The following is a 23,102-nucleotide window of genomic DNA, read 5'->3' as shown; positions in this document are numbered from 1 at the left end:
CAACAGATGAGAATTTTTATACTTGGCTTCTGCATGACCCTGTTAGCGGGCGCCGTACAGGCGCAGAACAGAAAACAGCTGGCCAACTTTTCGCAGTTCAAACATTATTACAACCCATCCCTTACCGGGTATGAGGGGCCGCTGCTTCGCAGCGCCTACCGCAACCAATGGACCGGCTTTGAAGACGCGCCTAAAACGGTGCTGCTCTCTGCTGAGCTGGACTTGCAGCGGGTAGGCAGGGATAGCAACAGGCCTTTTGCCAATGGCCAGGATAGCCGTGACCGGACCGAAGATATAAGCGCACGCCACGGCCTGGGACTGACGCTTTTCCATGACCAGTTCGGGCCAGCCCGCGAGATGCAGGTGAACCTGGGGTACGGCTCGGCGGTAAGGCTGTCGGAGCGGGTGAGCCTTCGCTGGGGCGCTGCCCTGACCTATACTTCGCACCGCCTGGACGGGAACAGCCTGACGGTGGACCAGGAGAGCGACCCGCGGTACAGCGGCTTGCTGGGGCAAAAAAACAACAGCGGCAGAGGTGATCTTAACCTGGGTATCTCGCTTACATCGCAGAACCTTTATGTAGGCTATGCCCTGATAGATGTAACCGAGGGCAGCCTCCTCGCCACCGGCAGCGATTACTTGAGCGACTTCTACGCGCGCCGCCATGTGGGGCAGGCAGGTTACCGCGTGGGCGTAACGGATATGGCCGGCATCATCCTGAACGGCATTTACCAGTACGACAGCTACAACAAATCCACAGTAGAGGGTCAGCTGAAAGCCGTGTACAACAATGCGTTCTGGGTGGCAGGTGGCTACCGCAACAACCTGGCCTATACTTTAGGGGCAGGCGTGCGCCTGAAGCAGCTTTCTGTTGGCTATACTTATGAATCACCCACGCAGGATGCTAAAGCCATCGACAAATCAACCAACGAAATCACGCTTAGCTACCGCCTTATGCCTTTTGCAAGCAGCAACAGTAAAAGAGGCAGGCAAAGGGTACTCATCTGGTAAAGCATCGGGATCTACGCTGTTGCCAAAGAGCTTGGCTAAAAGAATTGTGCCGCTCTCGCCGCCAAATAAGTACCCGGAGCAGTATGGCATTTATTGCTTAAACCAAGCTATATAATTGGCGTACTATACTTATAAGATGATGTGGCAGTATAGGTGCAAGTGTGTGTAAAAGCTTATAGTTGAATTGGTTATACTTGTGGGTGCTGCGGCAAATTTGTACTTGCCTGAGCCGTTTTCCTGGTGGCAGGCGCCCAATTAGCGTTACTTACATGGCATATCCTATATACCCAAATACAAGCCGGCTCCTGTGCTGGAGGCGGTTATACTTTTGGCTTCTGATCCTTTCGCTATGGCTCTTCATCGGAGCAGGAAGTGCTTTTGCCCAGGCAGGTGCAACGGCCAGCTGCCCCAGCGGCCTGGTGCATTACTTCGGCCTGGACGAAACGACCGGCGGCACCTATGCTGATTACGCCTCTGCGGCTACGGCCACCTGTGCCACATGCCCATCCCCCGCTGAAGGCCTCTTTGCCGGAGCGCAGGCCTTCAAAGGTAAAAACCCCGCAATCTCCTTATCAAGCATAGAAAACTTCGAGTGGGGCCCCAACAGTAGCTTCACCATTGAGCTGTGGATGAAATCCTCCGGCTCCGCCTCTGGCAACCAGGTGTTTATTGGCCGCGATGCGAAAGACTCAAATATGATGTGGTGGCTTGGCATGAACGACGATGGGCATGCTGTGTTCGACCTCTACGACAGGACCCGTACCGGCTTTAGCACCGTGGGAGAGGGCGTGAAGATAGACGACGGCAACTGGCACCACATCGCAATAGTGCGCGACGGCCGCCTGCGCCTGAACAAACTGTACGTGGATGGCTATGCCGTGGCCCGCTTTGAGTTTAACTACCAGGATAACTTCGAGAGCACATCGCCGGTGAACATCGGCTTCATGGACCTGAACAAAGGCTATGCCTACAACGGCCTGTTGGACGAACTGATGGTATACAACCGCGACTTGAGCGAGACAGAAGTGCGGGCAAGGTATAACAACGGCTCCGGTAGCTACTGCGGCCCGCAAACGGTGCTGCCCCAGATAATGTCGGAAGCGGTTACCCACGGCGTGGTAGGCCAGCAGTATAGGTATGAGGTGCAGGCCGTGGGGCAGCCGGCGCCCACCTTCGCACTCACCGAGGCGCCTGCGGGCATGTCAATTGATGCTTCTTCGGGCAATATCACCTGGACGCCCACGGCCACCGGAAGCTACCCTGTAACCGTTACCGTCACCAACAGCGCAGGGTCTGATCAGCAGGAATTTACAATAGTTGTGAAGCAGGAAATAGGCGAGCCCGCCGGTATGCTGCACCACTGGATGCTGCACGAGATCCGGGGGCCTGTATACCACGATTATTATACGCCCTACCATGCCACCGGCAGCGATAACACCTTGCCCATGGCCACTACCGGCGTAGTGTCGGGGGGGCAGCAGTTTGACGGCGAGGACGACGGCCTGAATGTAGAAGAGAGCTATAACTTTGACTGGAACGCTGACGAGAGTTTTAGCATAGAGCTATGGCTGCGCAGCGGGGCCGGCACAGCCGGTAACCGTGTGCTCATTGGCCGCGACGCCAAAGACTCGGAGGCGCACTGGTGGGTGGGCCTGGATGCCGAAGGGCGTGCCGGTTTTCAGCTGTTAGATATTGAATGGGATGGCATTTACGTTGGCGGCAGCGGCGCCCGTCTGAATGATGATCAGTGGCACCAGGTGGTGGCTGTCAGAAATGGCGGGTCCGGGCTTACCGAACTGTATGTGGATGGGCAAAAGGTAGCCTCTGGAAATCATACGTACACGTATGGCTTTGCCAGCAGGTCTGCGGTTAACATAGGCTACCTGAACGATGGCGAAGGTTATCACTACCAGGGCATCCTGGATGAGGTGAAGCTGTTTGGAAGAGTGCTTTCTGCGGAAGAAATAAAGGAGCGGTACGAAAATGTGTATGAGGCCATCACAGAGTTGGTGCGTTTTGAGGGAGAATTTGCAAACGGCGGGGTTTTGCTCACCTGGGAAACCATGGCCGAAGCCGGGCTCTCGCACTTTGAGGTGGAGCGCGCTCCTGATACAGAGCAGTTCGAAAAGCTGGGCGATGTGGCGGCAGCGGGTAACAGCAACACGCCGCTGGTCTATAACTTTACCGATATAGATCCCCTGCCGGAAGCCGGGTACTACCGTTTGAAGATAGTGAAGGAAGACGGCAAGTATACCTACTCCAACATCATCAAAGTAGAAAACAAAAGCCTTACATCCACCTACTTCAGGGTTTATCCAAACCCTATCAACACCGGTGACGTGACTGCGGAACTGCGTGGCCTGCCCCCGGGGGAGGAGGTGCAATTTTATGTGGCTGATTTGCGCGGGCTCAGGCTTGTGGATCGGCAGGAAAAGGTGGATGAGTTTGGGCAACTGCAGTTGCAGCTTCCAATAACCACAGCGTATAGGCCAGGCATTTACGTCCTGACGATTGTATCGAGTAAGCGCATTGTCAGCCGGAAGTTGGTGGTAAACCGCTAAGTCTTCTGAGAGAGCTCACGCCCTCGCTTATTTTTTAGTGCAAAATATAGAACTATAGCACTATAACCACGTATCTAGGTCTACCACCGCAGTAGCCCTAAGCAGGGGGCAGCTGCACGTATTTTTTCTTTTCCTGAATGGTAGGATTGCTCCCTGTGGGAGTATCTCCATCTATCGAACCATGTTTAAAACTTTTATTTCTTATGAAAGAACTTTACAAAGCGTGGAGAAGTAACGCTTCACTCTTGATGTATTGGCGTGAGCATACCCGGTCGTGCCGCGGCATGCTCGTGCTGTTGCTGATGACTGCGGTTTTAATGCTGCCGCAGCAGTTGCAGGCGCAGCCAGATGGCTTTGTGGAAGAGCCCGTAGGCGGTGAATGGGACGCTGCCGTTGGCCTTACGTTCTCTAAAGACGGCGACCGCATGTACGTCTGGGAAAAAGGCGGTAAAGTATGGATTGTGGAGGATGGCGAAAAGCTGTCGGAACCGCTTCTGGATATCAGCGAAGAAGTAGGCAACTGGGGCGACCATGGCTTACTGGGCTTCACGCTGGACCCGAACTTCGAGAGCAACCGGTACATCTACCTTCTGTACGTGGTGGACCGCCACCACCTGATGAACTTTGGCAAAGGAGGCTACAGCGCTGCTAAAAACGAGTATAACGAGGCCACCATTGCCCGTGTAGCGCGTTATAAAGTGCGTGAAGATGGGTTGAGTACCGATATGTCGAGCCGCAAAGTGCTGATCGGGGAATCTGTGTCGACGGGTATCCCCATTCTTTACGTGTCGCACGGCATCGGTACCCTGATGTTCGGGGAAGACGGGTCGCTGCTGGTTTCAATAGGCGACGGTGCGACAGCCAACGGGCAGGACACGGGCTGGGTGCCCAACCAAAAAACAGACAACTTTGTAGAGCAGGCCCTGCAGGATGGCATACTGGCGGAGGTGAACAATGTAGGCGCTTTCCGGGCACAGCAGGTCAACTCGCTAAACGGCAAGATCCTGCGCATCGACCCGAATACGGGAGATGGCCTACCGTCTAACCCGTTCTATAATAGCGCCGATCCACGCGCCGCTGAGTCCAGGGTATGGGAATTGGGTCTTCGTAATCCTTTCCGCTTCACAATTCGTCCCGGTACGGGTGGCGGCGACCATCCCGGTGATTTATATATTGGTGATGTAGGCTGGCAGGACTGGGAGGAGATCAACGTGGCTACCCAGGGAGGTATGAACTTTGGCTGGCCTCTTTACGAAGGTTTTGAGAAACAGTCCTGGTACTATGATGGCACCAGCGTACCGACTCCGGATATCCCGAACCCGCTTTACGGCGAAGGCAACTGCGACCGCAAGACATTTTACTTTAACGAACTGATACAGCAGCCGAAAGCAACTGAGGCGCCATACTTTGGTAATTTCTGCAACTGGAACGTGCCTATACCTGATGATGTACATACTTTTGTGCACTCCAGGCCAGCCATTGATTGGGCCAATGCTGCCGTAACCGACCCTACGCCACCAATGCCGTTAACCAGAACCGGGACCTTTAACGGTGAAGAGGCGGCCGTTGTAAAAGTAGGAGAGCCAGGCTCACCGGTAACGGGAGAGCCATTTTACGGCAGCTCCTCTACGGGTGGTATCTGGTACTCCGGAGGCAACCTGCCGGCAGAATATCAAAATGTATACTTCTTTGGTGACTATGGCGCCGGCTGGATTAAAGTACTGGAGTTCGATGAGAACAACAAACCCACTGCCATCCGAAACTTTATAGACGAGGGAGCCACCGTAACGGCTTTTGCCCAGGATCCATCCACCGGGGAGCTGTATTACATCAACTACGGCTCTCAGATCATGAAGGTGAATTACTACGAGGGTAACATGCCGCCCAAGGCAGTGGCTGAAGCTGACAAAGAGTATGGCACTAGCCCGCTGATTGTCAACTTCACGGGCAGTGGCTCCACCGATCCGGAAGAAGCCAAGCTTACCTACTCTTGGGATTTCGGCGATGGCTCTGAGAAGTCCACTGAAGCTAACCCTAGCCATACGTATACCGCTGAAGGACTGCAGACCTTTGAGGTGGTGCTGACCGTAACTGATCCTGAGGGGCTGAGCTCAAAGGCAAAGCTGGAGATCAACCTGAACAACACTCCGCCAGTGGTAAACATTGTAAGCCCCGAAGAAGGAGCGCAATACCCGATGAACCAGCAGAGCACCTATAACTTGAAAGCCGAAGTGACCGACAAGGAAGATGCAGACGAAAACCTATCGTATGAATGGGTCGTGGCACTGCACCACAACACGCACTCGCACCCTGAGCCGGCTATTACAGACCATGAAGCATCGGCGACCATTGCCGCGGTGGGTTGCGACGGCGATACCTATTTCTATCGCTTTACCTTAACCGTAACAGACCCGGGAGGACTTTCTGCCACTGATTACGTGGATGTTTATCCTGACTGCAGCGATGGCATTGTGGCGGCTGTGTCTGTGGCCTCACCAGCCAACAACGCTACTTTTGAAGAGGGAGAGCCCATTGAACTCACTGTCTCTTTCGCGGATGAAACCCGTAACTGGGCATCGGTGGATTACTATAACGGCTCCAGCCTGATCGCTACCGTGGAGGAGAGCCCGTTCAGTTATACTTGGGAAAACGCACCTGCAGGCACCTACAACATCAAAGCCAAGGCTACGGACGTAGACGGACATAGCGCGGAGTCGGAGGCGGTGAAGGTCGTGGTAGGCGATGGCGGCACAGGCAGCGGACCTGCTGCAGACCTGTCAGACTGCTTGCCAGGGCTGGCGCACTACTTCGACATGGATGAGCCGGAGGACGGCGGATTTATGGACATTGCTACTTCTGCCAAGGCCGCGTGCACTACCTGCCCGCAGACACTGGCGGAGGGGCTGTTTGGAGGAGCGCAGCAGTTCAACGGAACAGATACAGGCATGGATTATGCGAATGTGTCCACTTTCAACTGGGCTTCAGACGCCAGCTTCAGCATAGGCCTTTGGATGAAAACAGATGCAGACATTAGCGGTAATATGGTGCTGATCGGACGCGATGCCACTTCCACAGACTCAGGGGTGCATTGGTGGATTGGCGTAAACCCGGAAGGGCATGCCAGGTTTGCCTTAAAAGATGCCACCCACGCAGGTGTTGAGATTGGCGGCACCGGCCCGGAGCTGAACGACGGCAATTGGCACTATATCATGGCTGTGCGCGATAGCGAGACGAACATGAACAGGCTCTTTGTTGACGGTGTGATGATTGAAGAGGCCCAAGTGCACTATGACAATGACTTTGCAGATGAGGCAGCTGTTAACATTGGTTACCTAAACCGCTCAGGAGGCTTCCATTATACCGGCGCCCTGGATGAAGTGAAGGTCTATAGCCGTGCAGTCAGCAGCGATGAGGTAAAAGACAGCTATAACGGAGGCAGCGGCACACTTTGTGGCCAAGCGCCACTAGGCATCACCGATAACCAGACCTTTGCCGGCAAATTTGATGTTTACCCGAACCCGAACGTTGGCCTCCAGCTAAACATTGTGGTAGTTGGACTTGAGCCGGTGGAGGAGACAACTCTTACGTTGGTAGACATCACTGGCAGAACCGTGCTGCAACAGAAGGTTACGGCCCAGCCTGACGGTACAATCTACCTGAGTCTGGAGCCAAACGAGCAGCTTGCAACCGGCCTATACAACCTCTTGCTCTACTCACCGGAAAGAAAACTGAGCCAAAAGGTACTGATAGCGCGATAAAGTGTGGTAGTATATAAAAGAAAAGGTCCTGCAATTTTGCAGGACCTTTTCTTTATTGGCTAAAAGTTGTGATGCTTTCTACTCTTTCATGATTTTGATGCTGTCGGTCTTGCCTGCCTTGTCCGTGTACTTCAGGATATACAAGCCAGTCTTCAGGTCACTCAGGTCCATCGACAGTTTATTGTTCACCAGGTCCAGCTTGGTTTCTTTGTACACTACGCGGCCCGTCTGGTCCAGTACTGCCACCTCGGCTAGCTCAACTTGCTTGTCACCTAGGTCCAATGTTACCATGTCACGGAACGGGTTAGGGTAAGCTGTGGCAGTTTTGAAGAAGGCATCAGAGTCAGCGGTTTCAGAAACTTGCATGGCTGAAATACTCTCGATTGACTGTCCGAAAGGAGACAGGTGCTTGCCAGCCATTGGCAGTTCTTTAGCGCCGCTTGGCAGCTGCCATCCCACGGCCAGGTTGTCTCCGCCGCCGCCTTCCAGGTGAAGGGCCTCAATGTAGTAGCGCTTACCGGCCTCCAGCGTAACCTTGGCAGACTGCTGACCAGTGCGTTTGTTCCATTCACGAGAATTAGTCCAGTCGCTTGCATAGGCAATCTTTTTCTTGCCGGCAGGGTCCTCAGATGAGCTCAGGTAAAGCTCCGCTTTATCATCTGCCGCGATCCAGAAGGTGTACTGGCCTGACTCTGGAGCCGTAACATAGCCTCGGATGCGCTGACCGTAGTTGTCGCCTGTGTTAGAAGGGGCTTCGAAAAGCGTCAGCTCTTTTGTGCTGCTTGGAGTGTCTTTTACTGGGATCACGCTCACATCCGAACCGTGCACACTGTTCCACTTCTCCAGTATAATTTTGCCTGTCGCAGCAACTGTAATGTATTCTGTTACAGGGGCTTTGCTTCCAATTTCAGACAGCCTATTACCAGCTATCGGTAGTTCTTTGGCGCCGTTAGGTAGCTGCCATCCCACGGCCAGGTTGTCTCCGCCGCCTTCCTGCTTGCTCAGTGCTTCAATGTAGTAGCGCTTACCGGCCTCCAGGGTAACTTTGGCAGACTGTTGTGTCTGGTGCTTTGTCCACTCACGTGCGCTTGTCCAGCTTGTAGTATAGGCAATCTTCTTCTTGCCGGCAGGGTCTTCAGAAGAGCTTAGGTAAAGCTCAGCCTGGTCATCTCCCGCGATCCAGAAGGTGTACTGTCCTGACTCCGGAGCCGTAACGTAGCCGCGGATACGCTGACCGAAGTTATCGCCTTTACCGCTAGGAGCCTCGAACAGGGTCAGTTTAGCTGTGCTTGTTGGGGCTGTTGTCACTGGAATTACGCTTACACCTGAGCCATGTACATTGGCCCAAAATTCATGTGTGATATTTCCTGTGCCTGTAGTTGATCCCGATGTAGTGCTTTCGCTCGGTGCAGAGGCAACAGGCTCTTCTTCCGCCTGAACTTGAGCTTCAATATTGATGCTTATAGCAGATGAAGTCTTTGATGCGCCGACATTGTCATACGCCTTGGCGGTTAATGAGTAAGTTCCGGCGGCAACGTTATTCCACGAGAAGCTGTAAGGAGCATTGGTGTCTTCGCCTAGCTTTACAGTACCTTGGTAAAACTCAACCTTTGAGATAGAACCATCAGCATCAGAAGCGTTTGCATTGATAGCAACAGTAGCACCATAAGCTATAGTTGCATTGGAAGAAGGGGAAGTGATAGCTACCGAAGGAGCCTGGTTGGCAGGGGCAGCGCTGCCTGATCCGTTCGGACCTAACACAATGCCGTTCTTGCTCAGTTTGCTTTGCCACATGCTATACTCATCCTTCTCAGACTGCTTGCTAATTGGGTTTGGCAAGAAAGTATTATTTGTAAAGTCGGCGTTTTCGGCTACTGATACATCGTTACGGTTGTTGTTGTAGCCCCAGGCTACAATACCTACTACGTTGTTATCCACAGAATTTGCAAATGTAGTGTTCTGGTTGTAGTAGTCCTTGCTCCACAGTCCTGAAGTATACATGCTGTACTTCGTGCCGTTGTCAAAAGTGGCAGCGTTAACCGCTCTGTTATGGTGGTAGCGGATGTTATTACCTCCTGCAATACCCATAGAGTAATTGCCCAATCCAACCAGTTGGTTTTCGTAAGCCTCGATATAGGCTGGGCAGTTATTGATGTCGGCGTCGCCGTCAGTGATGATACCTCCACCAGAGTATTTAGTTCCGTTGGCAGGGGCTGGGTAAGCTCCCTGAATATAGTTGTTGTGGATACGGATAGGTGAACCAGAAACACCGCGTGTGTTGTAGATGTTAATGTTGTCTTCTACCAATGACTTATCAGCCTCGTTCATAACTTGGTTCCAGGCAACTTCAGCGTGCTTGATCGCTCCTTTAAAGTTGAACTGCACAAACTGAGAATGCTCCCTATCGCCACCATACACGCGGCCATCTATATTTTTGGCTACGTTATAGCGGATTTTTATACCCTCTGCAGAAGAGTTGTCGCCTTCGTAGCGTGTACCGGCATATATGCCTGCAGTGCTTTCCATATAGCAATTTTCCACAACCAGGTTCTGAAAATTGTTTACGGTAATGAAGCGGCGCGGCTTTTTATAATCTTTCCACGGTGTTTGAGTCAAACCATATCCTTTTGTATGGCGAACAGTTAAGTTAACTGAATACCCCCAGCTTTTAATTAAGTAGCCGGCTCCTCTGATATTCGAGTTTTCGATAACTACCGGCTCGCTTGTCCGGATTTCCACGGCGGCCACTTCTGAGTCTTTAGACTCCCAGTTGCCACTGTAAGTTCCACCTTTCGTGATCACTAGAGGACCACTGTAAGTTTGTGCGTGTACTAATGAAGGAAGAAGCACGAACAAAATAAAGGCAAACAGTTGAGCTACCAGTGCTCTACCTGCCATCTTGCTCAGGTTAGAAGGTTTTGTGTTCATTTCCTTTGGCTAAAAGTTGAAAATTTGATTTTTTAATGTTTTGTTCTCTTTAAAAATCTATCAGCATCCTTTGGCTTTTATGCTGTTTATTAGATTTTTCCGGTCTTTAGGAGTCGTCTCCTGTTTGTGTTTAAGTGGCTAAAAATTCAATTATGAACTGCTGCAAATATAGAGAGGAATGTTTTACAATTCATAATATTTACTCTAAAAAGCTGAAAAAAATTATATGTATAAGGTAATAGTACAATGCTATTACACCGTTTTGTAAGGCAAAATCATCTTTAAATTAGCGTATGGATGCTTTTGATAAGGTTACGCTTTTAGCAACTTTCTTGTTATTTTTATATTATACAATTTATGGTTTAGCAACCGCTACTAAGAAGGTGGTAACTGAAAGTATGGTTTTTGTTAAAGTTGAATAGGGGATAGTATTTGTTGAGGATAATATAAATATTAGATGTTTACGATATTTATATTATTTAATGAATTTGGCTTTTTGGGATTGTATTTTTGTAGTGTGGAATAATTCTACACTTGAGCAGGAGATGATGTGAAAAGTAAGAATGGGGAGCGTACAGGAAGGTTAGAATTCCACAGTTTGGGGAATTAGCCTGTGTTATATAGTAGAAACAGGCCCTATATTTATTCTTTGATCGCGTAGTTTCTCTTGCCAAAGTATAAATTCAGCATCTTCTAAGCGTCTGGTTATACTATCCGGAAGTATAGAATTGGCAAACTCATCTGCCGCGGCAAAGGTGCTGTCGAAAATCTCGTTGCGCCAGTCTCGGTTCCTGCCCAGCACGGCCAGCGTGTTGTGATGCATGCTGTTGTTAAAGGTGTTGCCCGTCTTATAGTAGTCCTTGGCCCAGATGCCGCTGGTCCAGAAGTGGTAGGGCTCACCATCAGGGAACTGTGCCGCCACCACAGCCTGGTTGTGGTGCATCTCGATGTGGTTGCCACCCGCTATGCCCAGGCAGTAGTTGCCAAGGCCCACCAGTTGGTTCTCGTATACTTTAACATAAGCCGTGGCTTCCAGCGAGTCGGTGCCGGGGGAGTCGGTGAGGATGCCGCCGCCGGAGTACTCGGTGAGATGCAGCGGGTTCGGGAAGGCCCCCTGAATATAGTTGTTGTGGATGCGGATGGGAGAATCAGTTGTGCCCCTGGAGTTGTAGATGTTGATGTTGTCCTCCACGGCAGAGGCTCCCGGCTCGTTTATGACCTCGTTCCAGGCGATCTCGGCATGGGGTACCTCGCCACGGTAGTTAAACTGTACAAACTGCACCAGTTCCTTCCCCTGGTATACTTCGCCGGTAATGTTGCGCACCTTGTTGTAGCGGATCTTTATACTTTGACCGGGGCTGCCATTGCCGGTATATTCTACTCCTAAGTAAATACCGGCTGTTTTCTCCAGATAACAGTTCTCCACCACCACATTCCTGAAAACATCCACAGCCAGAAAGCGGCGCGGCTTGGCGTAATCGCTGTAGGGCGTAGGAGGGAGGCCATGCCCTGTGGTGTTGCGCACGGTGATGTCGGCACCATAGCCCTGGCTGCGGATCAGGAAGCCGGCTCCTCTTATCTTTGAGTCCTCAATGATCACCGGTTCGCTTGTCCGTACCTCCACAGCCGGCACCTCCGAGTCCCTCGATTCCCAGCTGCCGCTGTAGGTGCCGCCTTTGGTGATGATGAGGGGGCCGTTAAAAGTTGGGGAGGCGGCGTGGGGCGAAAAGTGCAGCACACGCATCAGGCTAAGTATGGCCAGTGCCACCAGTGCAGTTGCCGCCAAAGCAAAAAGCCACTTCCGGCTTACCAGCAGTGTATGGCTGCGGCGGCGGGAAGTGGCTTTTATACTTGCGTTTTGCTGCATCTATTTCAGCATATACCCGAAAATGCGGCGGGCGTAGCCATTTGCCAGGTAGTATGGGATATACGGTGGAGGGCAGTTCTTCAAAGTAAATCGTGTAAAGTCGCGCAGGTTGCCGCCGCCCTTGATGTCGAACAGGTGCTTGTAGAAGTTCTGCAGCGATTTGCTCTGGCGGTTTTTGCGCTCGCCGCTCTCCTCCGGGTAAGTATAAAGTTTGGCGTCGTAGTTCACGTACAGCTCAAAGCCGTTGCGCAGGGCAGTGTGGGTAAAGTCGTAGTCGGCAACGTAGTGCGGGAAGCGGTCCTGGTCCAGCAGGCCGACCTTCTCGAACACGGCACGCGGCACAAGCAAGCCCCGGCCTGGTAACTGCGACACGGCATGCAGACCCACCTGTTGCTCTTTCGGCAGCTCCTGCAGCAGGTGGCGCACCTTGTTGAGTTTAAAATCCACGATCTCGCCGCCAAAAGCAGGCTCGCGGGTGTTTGCGTCCATCTCCAAAGCACCGATCACGGCGTTTGGCTTCTCTGCCATCCGCTTATAGGTGTTTTCGATGTAATCCTCGGCTACCTCCAGGTCGTTGTTCAGCGTCATCACATAATCGGCGCCTTGCTGCAGGGCGTGCTTGATGCCCATGTTCACGCTGGCGGTCCAGAAGAGATTTCCGTCTCCGAAGAGCACTTCTACCTCCGGAAATTCCTCGCGCAGCATATCGGCGGTGCCGTCGGTGGAGCCATCGTCCACCACTATTACTTTATAGTTCTGGTTGGTGCCTCTCTTTAAGGAGAGCAGGCATTCTCTGGTGAAATTCTTTCTGTTAAAAACAGGTATAACAATGTATAACATAGGTATTAAGGGCTATTCTAAGGTTGAACGGTTAGTTCGGCAGGCTTGGCCTGGGTATACTTACTGTAAAACTCGTTGATGTGTTGTGTCTTTTTGGTCCAGGTCTGGGATTTGGAGAATTTATAGCCGTTCGTGCCCATCTGGCGGCGCAGCAGGGGTTGGTCGTATAACTTCTCCACGGCAGCGGCAATGGCTTTCACGGTCTCTTTTGCAGTGCTCACTGGCACTTTTATACCGGCATCGTCGGGCACCAGGTTCTTCGCCCCGTGCAGGTCCAGGGTGATGATCGGCAAGCCATAGGCCATGGCCTCCAGAAACTGGGCGGCGCTGGAGTCGCGGAGGCTGCAGAACAGGAAAAGGTCGCTGCCGGTGTAGGCGCGTTTCACCTCATCCCACGGCACCTGGCCTTTCCAGTTCACTTTCCCGTGCAGTTTATACTCATCTATCCAGCGCGGCACATAGTCGTGCATCGGGCCATCCCCCAATATGGTCAGTTCATACTTTACGTCCGGGCGCACTTTACTCAGGGCATCCAGCACCAGCGGCAAGCCTTTGCGCGCAAACAGCCGGCCCACCCACAGGATCTTCAGTGTCTCGTCGGGGATGCGCTCGGGGTATGCCTCAGGGTAAAAATCCTCGGGCAGACTGGTATCCAGGAACATCTTCGGGTTGAGGGCGCCGATGCGCTGGGCCATGTCATAGGTGTCCTGGTTGGTGGTGAGCACCAGCGAGGCGTGCTGCATGGCTTTGCGCGCGTTCGGGTTCAGGGCCAGCAGCAGCTCGCTGATCACTTTGCGCATGATCTCTGTCTTCCAGCCGCTGTAGAAGTACTTTTTAAGGGCGCTTGGTGCTTCCTGTCCTCCGCCGGTAGGGCCGAAGATCAGCGGCTTGTTCAGGCGCCACAGCGCGGTGCCCATCTGCAGACTGCCGATGGTAACATGGTGCACCAGGTCGAAGTTGATCTTTTCGTCCAGCTCCTTTGCCTTTTGATAGGCGCCGTGCTGCCAGTACATGTAGTGCGGGTAAAAGCCCAAGTGGTACTCAAACAGTTTATCTACCCAGGCCGGGAGCTCCACAAACACGATGTGCAGGTTGGGCAGGGCCAGCCGCTCCACTTCCTTTTCTATACTTTCCCGGCCCTCCACCGTGGTCAGGCACCATACTTCGTGCCCGAGTTTGGCGGTGTTAAGCGCCCAGTTCCAGCCGTTGCCCAGTTCAGTGCCACGGTTTGGTTCTAAGGCGTACGCTGATAAAAGTAATTTCATAGGTTGTGTGGCCGTTACAGGCTAAAATTGAACAAGGCTTTCAGCTTAGAGCTCACCTTGTTTTTAATCAGGTAATTAAAGTTTCTCTTGTCGGATTCGATATCCCGCAGCACGAAGCGCGGGTGACGCAGCGGGAAGGCGATCTCTTTCTCCTGCACAAAGGCGTTTTTATCGTGCAAGTTAAAAGTATGGGTAGCGTCCTCACCGAAGCCGATGTTGCGCACCAGGTTCACTTCCGGTATCACGCAAAGGCCGGAGTTGCTGTATACGGTAAATTCCCACTGGTAATCCCACACATCGCCTTTTTGTATATTGGCATACGTTTTCTCCAATTGGCCAAGTCTGTATTTTTCTTCCAGTTTGTTCAGGAAGATGCCGTTCAGGTAGCCTTTCTGTTTCAGCTCTGAGTAAGTGGGGATGTGGAAATCGAAGAGCTGCCAGGCGCGGCGCCAGGTGGCCCACCCCCAGGCATTTACCTTGTCCGAGAAGTAATACGAGTAGTCGTTGTCTCTTCGCCAGCCGTTCAGGTAGTTGTTGCCGCTGATGTGCATCACGCGGGTGTCGTGCTTATACTTCTCCAGCACCTCCTGGCAAAACCAGAAAAAGCTTTTGGAAGGCACACAGTCATCCTCCAGAATAATGCCCGTCTCCTCGTTCTCAAAAAGCCAGGAGATGGACGTAGCCGGAGCTATGCCACAGCCCAGGTTCTGCTCCTGGAACAGCGTCTTCACCTCGCAGTCCCAGTCTACCTGCTCCACAATGCGGCGGGTCTCGGCGCAGCGCTCGGCATCGGTGGCCACATGGGGCCTCGGTCCGTCGGCGGCAACGTACAGCTTCTTGGGCTTTACCTGCCGGATGCGATCGAAAACTTTTTGTGTGGTATGGGCGCGGTTAAATATGATCAGCAACACCGGAGTGTGCAGTGGTTCTTGCGGTATAATGGTACTCATACAAGTGATAAGGGTTAAGATATATACTTGTACTACTATTCTTAGTAGGAGGTTTTGTAAGATTTAAAGACTTTGTAGCGCATGCCGGGCTTGGTGCCGTCGGGCCCGCATGCGTTGGCCCGACTCGTGGATAAAGCTTGGGTACATTACCTTCTCTACCTCTACGGCAGCGATGGCCCAGCCCAGGACTCCGTAGAAAAAAACAGGCAACACGTAAGAAATACCGAACACAAAGCCACTGCTAACAAAGGCTACCAGCATTATCTGGTTAATCGTCAGTACGCGGCTCCTGAATGCTTTTATAATAGGGTATAGGCTGATAAGCAAATAAAGTATAAAACCGATTAAGCCGGTATAAAAGAAGATCTCTACATAAAAGCTGTGGAAATGGTGGCCGTTGCCGTCTTCAAACACCGGTGCGTCCAGGTCGTCGCGGTAGAACTGAATTGGGAGCTCAAAGCCCTCAAAGCGCATGCCCGTTAAAAAGTGGTCTTGTATATAGGGAAGGTAAGACATCCACTGCTGGTAACGCCACCCGCCAGTGCCCTGGCTCTCAAAGTTCTCGATGTCCGAAAAGCTCTCCTGCACTTTCTCAATGATCTCCGGGTGTATCGAAAGTATAAATCCACTGGTTACCACCCCCAGAATGCCCAGCACTGTGCCGATAGGCAATAGTTTCGCTACAAAGTTAATAGGCTTATCAGTTTTAAACTGAATCAGGAAGTAGTATACCAACAGTACAAAGGCAGTGGAGATCCAAACGGTACGGTGCTGGAAAAAGAAGATAAGGAACAGCACAAAGAGCGACCAGAAAAGGCTCATGAATTTGCCTTTGTAGAAGTAATTGCTCAGGAAATACAAAAAGGGCACCACCAGCATGTATACTGAGGTGGAGTATACCCCCCGTTCATGGTTTGTAAAGGCCGAAAGGCTGAGCGTATGGGGATTTATGAGCAGCACATTCAAGCAAAAGCCTAAAAGTATGAACCATGTTACATGGCTGGTCTTCAGGTGGTAGTTCCGCTTGTAATACGTATAGACAAAGTAGGTGTAGGCAAACTGCAGCACCTTTACAAACACGTGCGGATATACCATAAATGAGCCATATACATACTTCGACTCAAAAACCAGCGCACCTATGTAAAGCATCAGCAGGAAAAAGGCAAACCGCATATAGTTCGACATCCGCTGGTAGAACAGGACACAGTATGCTATCGACACAACAGCCATAGCCTTTACAACCAGGCTCAGAATCATGCCCTGTTGGTCGGGGTTATCCGGTGCCGCGAGTTCTAGAAACATCTGATCCATGATCAAGATGAGGGCCAGCGGGATGATGAACAGAAAAGTATAATTCAGTTTCATGCGCTTTGCAAATCGTGTTTTTAAGCTGCGGCTTCGCTTGCCTTTGCTTTACGTTTAAGTAAAGTAGGTACAAGTGGTTTGCCCAGTATAGTGGCATAATAATCCAGGTGCTGCTGTATAATGGCGTCGGCAGAGTAGTTTTCCTGCGCGAAATTATAACCTCGTTCCTCCAACTGCGCCCGTAGTTTATCGTCCTCCACCACCTGCAGTATGGCTCCGGCAATTGAATCCGGCGACTCTACGTCGCACAGCAGGCCTGTGTTGCCATTGTCAAGCAGGGTAGGTACATAGCCGCTGTTCTTGCCGCCGATAACAGCGGTGCGGGCTACCATGGCCTCTAGCAGCACCATCCCAAAGGACTCTTCCCGTGCAGGGTGCAGCAAAGCCTTAGCGCCGGCTATCTGGTCCATTACCTGCTTAAAAGGCATCTGCCCCAGAAATTTCACGCCCTCATCCAGCCCATTTTCGCGGGCATACTGGTGGGCCAGTCCGTTCATCTCCATTTCGGCACCTACCAGGTGATACTCCAGGGCAGGGTTTTTCTTGCGAACTTTTGCAAAGGCTTTCAGGGCAGTCTCCACATTTTTCCTGTGCGAGAAGCCCATCAGCACCGACACAATGTAATTGCCCTTCTCTTTCTGCGGGGCAACCATACTCTCCAGGTCGGGCGGAAAGAAGTTGTTGATCACGCGGGATTTGCGGCGGGTGCCGCGGTCCAGCATGTTATAAGTATAATCAGAGTTAGCTATGATATGCGATGCTCGCGTAACTACTACATAGTTCATGGCCCACCGCACCAGCCGAAACATATCTTTATGGTTCAGCAGGATCTGCAGGGCCACATCGTGCAAGCTCACTACCATCGGAATACCCGCTTTCTGTGCCGCCCAGGCATATTCATAAGACCAGAAGGCACTGATAAAATCGGCAGGGTGCTGTTTAATAAGCCGGGCCATGTCATTTATCTCGAAAAGGAAAAAGCGGCGGCCGGGCTGCGGTTTCATGCGGCCAACGCACACGGTCAGTTGCTCGGTCTGGTATACTTTGGGCTCCTGGATGTCCGGTGAGTTGGTGTAGACGATTACTTTAAAGCCACGTTCCAACAGGCCGTTCACGAAATTAGTAGAAAGCGGAACAGCATGCGTCTCAGGTAAGTCTGTGTCAGCCAGCTCCCAGTTCAGCATCTTAATATCAACGGGTGCACATACTCCTATGGTCATGGGTAAATCAGGTTAAAAATTTTTCAGAAGCTTACTATGCTTCTTTAAGTATGGAGGATCTGTACTTATGTACCATACGGCTTAAGGCACTGTTGCCGTTGCCGTTAAGGCCCATTCTGTCAAATATCATCTGTAGTTCAGCGCGTAGCAGCTTGTGCGGGAACAAGAGCGTAAGCACTGCCAGTAGCACAGCCCCTGTTAGTGCCTGAGCCGCAAACGTAAGCGCAACCGGCGCATCGGCGCTACGCAACAGCGCGCTAACCAGGTAAATGCCCGCAGCCACTAATACACCGTTCAGCAGGCCAGGCAGGTATATGGCCAACTGCTGGCTGTAAGACAGCTCCAGCACGTTGTGCATAACACGCTGGTACATAAGCATGCGCGCCAACTCGCCAACGAGCACCGCAAATGCAAACCCCACCAGTCCATATTCGCGCAGCAGGTAAAACAAGCTGCCAATAACAAGTATAAACACAATATTGAGCACGATCTTTACATTAAGTACAGCCTTGGCATCGCACACAATGCCCGCAAACATGGTAATAAAGCTCAGAGAGAGGGCCAGGCTCAGCACCTGCAGCACCGGTACCGACTCTCCCCACTGCTCGCCCAGCACAATACGGACCAGCTCCGGTGCGGCCACCGAGATGCCCATACAGGCCGGAATAACAATGGCTGCCAACAAGGTTATGCTTGATAAGTATATCTTTCCTAGTTTCTGAATGTCGTTCTGTATCTTGCTGAAACTCGGGAACACTACTTTGGTGAATGTGCGCGTGAGCATGTACATCGGCAGGTTTACCAACATGTAAGCACGGTTATAAATACCCAGCTTATGAGAGCCCAGCACGCGGCCTATAAGTATGGTGCCGAACTCCTGGCTCAGGAACTCCAGAAAACTGATGAACGACATGCGACTGCCGTAGCTGAACAGTGGCTTGTATGGTTCCAGCCGAAACTGCAGCAGCACATTGTGGCGTACCACCACATAGGCACCAATGGCAGAAATGGTCATCTGCAGGAGTGTTGCAATAATCAAGCTCCATACGCCAAAGTTGAGATATGCCAGTACAATGCCAGCTACAATATAAGAGAGCACGTAGGCCACCATCTCAATAATGCTTAATAGCTTGAATTTCATTTCGCGCTCCAGCAGGCTGACAGAGGTAATGGAAAGGCCGCTTATCAGGAACGCCAGCGACATAACCTGCACAATCGGTGTGACGTCAGGGTTTTCAAAAAAATCGGCGGCAAGCGGGGCCAGTAAAAATGTTAGGAACGTGAAAAGCAGGCCCAGGCTGGCAGATGCGGTAAAGGCTGCCCTAATATGCTGAGGCTCCAACTCCTCCTTCTGCACAATTGCCTTGGTAAGACCCATATTGGCAAAATAACTGCCAAACCGGATGATGACGCCTGAAATAGCCACCAGGCCGAAAGCCTCCGGTGCCAGCAGGCGTGCCATCGCCGAGGTGTAGCCAATCTGCATCACTGCGTTGGCTATGGTAGAGACCGATCCCCACTTCAGGCCGCTGGCAGCTTTGGAGGCTAAATTTTTACTCATCTGTAATTCCGTAATATAGTAGCAGATCGGGTGCAGCAGCTAAGGCTGCACCCGCTGTTATAATTTAGTAAGGGTTGCCTACGCGTAGTAGTACTTCGCCTTTTTCTTGTAGCTGTACTCGTAGGTTTTGTTGTAGTTCAGGTCGTTGATGATCATGTAAATGTTTTTGACCCGCTTGGCGTTGTATAGCTCATTTATCTGCGTCAGCATGTCTTTGTTGGTATACTTGTGCTTCACCACGTACAGGTTCACGTCCATGTGGCGCATCAGCACGAAGTATTCCGACACGTACCCGATTGGCGGCGTGTCAATCACTACGTAATCATACTTTTCTTTCAGCAGGCTCAGGAGCTCCTGCATCTTCGGCATCTCCAGCAGGTGCAGCGCATTCTGCGGAATCGGGCCGCAAGGTATAATGTCCAAGTTGTCCAGGTTGGTTTTCTGCACCACTTCCTCTAACGGCAGTCCCTGCATCAGGAACGAAGACAGTCCAACCGACTCTGCCACCGGAAAGTACTTGCTAAAAGTAGGCTTGCGCATATCCGACTCTATCAGCACCACCCGCTTGCCCGACATAGCCAGCTCAGAGCTCAGGTTCACCGAGCAGAAAGTCTTTCCTTCGCCGGAAATAGACGAGGTAACGCCAATTACCCGGAAGCCTGAATCTGCCATCAGGTATTGGAGATTGATGCGGAGAGACCTGAACGACTCGGCAATGGCAGAGCGCTGGTTGTTCATCACGGCCAGCTTGTCTGACTTGGAGCCATGGGCCACCACGCCCAAAAACGGAACATTGGTGATCTTGCTCAAGTCTTCCTTACCCTGTATGGTGCTGTCCACATTAGACATCAGCACGATAAAGCCTGCCGGTATGGCCAACCCGATCAACAGGGCCAACAGGTAAATCATCTTCGGCTTTACGTTGACAGGCGTAGTGCCCACCATCGAGGCCTTGTCCACGATCTTCTTGTCTGTGGCGTTGGTGGCCAGCGTAATGGCCGCCTCGGCGCGCTTCTCCAGCAGGAAGTCATACTTTTTGTCGATGAACTCCGTCTGGCTCTGCAGGTCCATCAGCTTGCGCTCGTTTTCAGGCAGGCGGGCCAGGGTTCCTTCTATCTTGCCGATACGCTCGTTCACGTTGGCAATAGAAATATCCGCTGATTCGATCAGGTTCTGCAGGTTGGCCTCAATCGCGTGACGCGTGTTCGTGATCTCGCTCTCGATCTTGCGCAGCATCGGGTTGTCTTCGGTGGCAGTGGTTCTGTAGCCGGCCTTCTTCTGGTTGAGCTCGGCCAGCTGCAGGAACAGGTTATTCAGAATAGGGCTCTGGATACCGCCCACTGTCGGCGACACAGACTGCGCAATACCGTTGCCGTTCTTTATCTGGTCCAGAATATTCTCATAGTATGTCTTATCCGTGTTCAGGCGTGCGCGCTCCATTTCCAGCTGCGAGAGTTTTTCGTAGTTGATGTTGGACTGCACGTTGATGTTGGCAATACGGTTGTTGGAGCGGAAAGAGGACAAGGCCTGCTTGCTCTGGCGCAGCGAGTCGGTGATGCCAGCCAGTTGGCTGTCGATAAACTCCAGCGTCTTCAGGCCGTTCTCGTTCTTCTCCTTCAGGTCGTTGGCCACGTACTCAGCCATCAGCGTGTTCAGGAAAGCCACCTGCTTGTCCGGAATGCTGCCTTTGCTCTTGAGCACCAGCACGCGCGCCTCTCTGTCGATAGGCGCTATCTCCAGGGAGCCCTGCTGCTGCTTTATCAGGCTTTCCAGGCTGTTGATGACAAAGTAATACTCTTTGCCCGGAGTGTCTTCCACGTCAGCGCGGTTGATGGTCAGGCTCATGTTCTCGTCCTGGTATGGCTCGCCGTAGTTCAGTGTTTTCTTAAAGCTGAGCTTAGGCACGGAGCCCACCACAGCGTTAGACTTGAAATCGTAGCGCGGCACGTTCTCGGCCTCCACCGTAAGCTCGAAGGTGTTTTTATCCAGCGGGCGCACCTTAATCGGCACATCCACCAGTTGCATGCGGCTGGTATCCAGCTCCACCTCGTAAGGGGCGGTCTCATACTGTTCCTCCACCACCATGTCGCTGATGTTGTTCAGCCAGTGGTCCGTTACTTTATAGTAGGCTACCGTAAAGTCAAGTTTCTGCAGCGCCTGCTTTATCATGTCGGCAGACTGCAGGAGGCCAATTTCGTCTTCTACTTTAATGCCGCGGCTCTGTACATCCAGCACCTCCAGCAGCTCCTGTGCTTTTTTAGAGCCCGTCTGCTGATCGCCGAGGAGCAGCGTAGACTGGAACTGGAAGATGCGGGGAGAGGTTTTAACGTATACATAGCCGGCCGCAACTGCTAGTAGAGCGCAAATCGCAAACAAATACCATTTAGACTTAAACTTGAAAAACCAGCTCTTTAAGTCTATTTGATGCTCCTGTTTATTTCTTTTCATGTGTTACTTAAACAAATTGTACAATAACGCCCCGGTTGAGATAACGCCTAGCACTGCATTCCACACTACCAGGTTATCGCGCTTAAGCTGTGTCTTTAACGGCTCTACATACACTACATCGTTGGGCATGAGGTAATAGTATTGAGATTGTACGAGGTTCGGGTCCTTGAGGTCTAGCAACACGACTTCAGACTGGCCGCTGCCTTTCTGGCGGATAATTTTTATGTTGCCGCGGTTGGCACCCTGCTGCAAGCCTCCGGCCATACTAAGTCCCTCCAGCAGGTTGGCCTGCTCGTTGTAGATGTGGAAATATCCCGGGTTGCGCACCTCGCCCAGCACGCTTATCTTAAAGCTGATGAGCTTCACCACCACCGTTGCGTCGGTAATGTAGCGATCCAGGTTCTGCTGCACCAGCTCCCGCGTTTGGCCGGTTGTAAGGCCGGTTACCTTCAGTTTGCCCACGGTAGGCAGGGTGATAAATCCTTCCTGGTCTACGGTGTAGCCGCTCAGGTACATGCTGCCCGGGTCCGAAACGCCAAAGGCATTGGTGGGGTTGATGATGTTGAACATGTTAGACATGTCCGGGTCCACGCTCAGCACTTTTACCGAGAGCACATCGTTGGGTTGCAGCTTGTAGACGGAGTAGCGGGTTTGAAAATCTGTCGGGACGTTCTCTTTCAGCTTGGAGTTCTGTATGTACACAAGCTCCTTTTTAGAAACGCAGGAGCTGGCGCATAGCAAGAGCAGGAGAAAGTATAATAGATTTCTCATAGTAAAGGGTTAAGGGTGAACTTCCGGTAAATAGAAAAGAACGCTTCCGGAAGCACGTTTAATTTGGGTTTCTATTTAATGTGAATTGCCTGTACCGGTAGTCCGGTTCAGGCATATATACTTCTACTTGTATAAAAGGATACCGATTAGGCTCAATTTTTTGGATATTTGTCAGGAGGCTTGCTTAAATGAAGCTTTGGGTTTGCATAGTGCAACAAGCCCGGGCAGGACCAAGAGGTGCGGGGGGAGGGGGCAAAGAAAAAGCCACTTTCAGAGCTTTTTACAAGCGCCTGAAAGTGGCTTTAGCGGCTAAAAGTTGGGTAATAGGCTATAGAAAGTTATTCAATCCATTTGGTGCGCCTTTGCTTGGCGGGCTGCCTGCGCTGTGGCAGGCGGATGGCATCTTTCGGGTGCCGAATCAGCTGCTGTGCGTAGCTGTTGCCGTACTCCACAATACCGCCTTTTAATCTCCAACCCTGCGGCAGAAATCCTGCCACCTCCGTTGCCAGACCTTCCAGATCCGGCGCAATCACAATATTGTATTCCATCTTCACTTT

The 23,102-nt window shown here is 51.8% G+C and carries 14 protein-coding genes; 3 read left to right on the top strand and 11 right to left on the bottom strand.

Going from position 1 to position 23,102, the window contains the following annotated elements; genetic code table 11:
• Positions 1–6 precede the first annotated feature (6 nt).
• The 3 genes from FJM65_RS15600 (at position 7) to FJM65_RS15590 (ending at position 7,330) form a co-directional block, all read left to right on the top strand.
• Positions 7–1,011, top strand: coding sequence for a PorP/SprF family type IX secretion system membrane protein (locus tag FJM65_RS15600; protein WP_140622478.1), 1,005 nt, complete (start codon positions 7–9; stop codon positions 1,009–1,011).
• A 269-nt stretch (positions 1,012–1,280) separates the two neighbouring features.
• Positions 1,281–3,572: a LamG-like jellyroll fold domain-containing protein gene (locus FJM65_RS15595; protein WP_140622477.1), complete on the top strand. Its 2,292-nt coding sequence runs from the start codon at positions 1,281–1,283 to the stop codon at positions 3,570–3,572.
• A gap of 203 nt (positions 3,573–3,775) precedes the next feature.
• The gene (locus FJM65_RS15590; protein ID WP_181163745.1) at positions 3,776–7,330 is read left to right on the top strand and encodes a PQQ-dependent sugar dehydrogenase; all 3,555 of its coding nucleotides are present in this window, start codon (positions 3,776–3,778) and stop codon (positions 7,328–7,330) included.
• A 78-nt stretch (positions 7,331–7,408) separates the two neighbouring features.
• Here FJM65_RS15590 and FJM65_RS15585 read toward each other — a convergent pair whose 3' ends face one another.
• The 11 genes from FJM65_RS15585 to FJM65_RS15535 all read right to left on the bottom strand — a co-directional run bounded on the left by FJM65_RS15585 (position 7,409) and on the right by FJM65_RS15535 (position 23,093).
• Positions 7,409–9,856, bottom strand: a complete 2,448-nt coding sequence (locus tag FJM65_RS15585; RefSeq protein ID WP_181163744.1) for a PA14 domain-containing protein — start codon at positions 9,854–9,856, stop codon at positions 7,409–7,411.
• Positions 9,857–10,874: 1,018 nt separating this feature from the next.
• Entirely contained in the window at positions 10,875–12,125 is a 1,251-nt protein-coding gene (locus tag FJM65_RS15580) for a glycosyl hydrolase (RefSeq protein ID WP_239022981.1), read from the bottom strand.
• Positions 12,126–12,965, bottom strand: a complete 840-nt coding sequence (locus FJM65_RS15575; protein ID WP_140622474.1) for a glycosyltransferase family 2 protein — start codon at positions 12,963–12,965, stop codon at positions 12,126–12,128.
• 17 nt (positions 12,966–12,982) lie between these two features.
• On the bottom strand, positions 12,983–14,230 hold the full coding sequence (locus FJM65_RS15570; RefSeq protein WP_140622473.1) for a glycosyltransferase family 4 protein: 1,248 nt from the start codon (positions 14,228–14,230) through the stop codon (positions 12,983–12,985).
• Positions 14,231–14,244: 14 nt separating this feature from the next.
• Positions 14,245–15,180, bottom strand: a complete 936-nt coding sequence (locus tag FJM65_RS15565; protein WP_140622472.1) for a nucleotide-diphospho-sugar transferase — start codon at positions 15,178–15,180, stop codon at positions 14,245–14,247.
• 63 nt (positions 15,181–15,243) lie between these two features.
• Entirely contained in the window at positions 15,244–16,545 is a 1,302-nt protein-coding gene (locus FJM65_RS15560) for an O-antigen ligase family protein (RefSeq protein WP_140622471.1), read from the bottom strand.
• Between the two features lie 20 nt (positions 16,546–16,565).
• Entirely contained in the window at positions 16,566–17,765 is a 1,200-nt protein-coding gene (locus FJM65_RS15555) for a glycosyltransferase family 4 protein (RefSeq protein WP_140622470.1), read from the bottom strand.
• A 34-nt stretch (positions 17,766–17,799) separates the two neighbouring features.
• Positions 17,800–19,326: a lipopolysaccharide biosynthesis protein gene (locus FJM65_RS15550; protein WP_140622469.1), complete on the bottom strand. Its 1,527-nt coding sequence runs from the start codon at positions 19,324–19,326 to the stop codon at positions 17,800–17,802.
• A 78-nt stretch (positions 19,327–19,404) separates the two neighbouring features.
• The gene (locus FJM65_RS15545; protein ID WP_140622468.1) at positions 19,405–21,774 is read right to left on the bottom strand and encodes a polysaccharide biosynthesis tyrosine autokinase; all 2,370 of its coding nucleotides are present in this window, start codon (positions 21,772–21,774) and stop codon (positions 19,405–19,407) included.
• A gap of 3 nt (positions 21,775–21,777) precedes the next feature.
• A complete protein-coding gene (locus tag FJM65_RS15540; RefSeq protein WP_140622467.1) occupies positions 21,778–22,545 on the bottom strand; it encodes a polysaccharide biosynthesis/export family protein in 768 nt (255 codons plus the stop codon).
• 338 nt (positions 22,546–22,883) lie between these two features.
• The gene (locus FJM65_RS15535) at positions 22,884–23,093 is read right to left on the bottom strand and encodes a hypothetical protein (protein ID WP_140622466.1); all 210 of its coding nucleotides are present in this window, start codon (positions 23,091–23,093) and stop codon (positions 22,884–22,886) included.
• Between the last annotated feature and the right edge of the window lie 9 nt (positions 23,094–23,102).

The organism is Pontibacter mangrovi, assembly GCF_006385705.1.
GTDB lineage: Bacteria > Bacteroidota > Bacteroidia > Cytophagales > Hymenobacteraceae > Pontibacter > Pontibacter mangrovi.
Note: the sequence above shows the minus strand (reverse complement) of the source record. Positions and strands in the feature narration are given on the sequence as shown.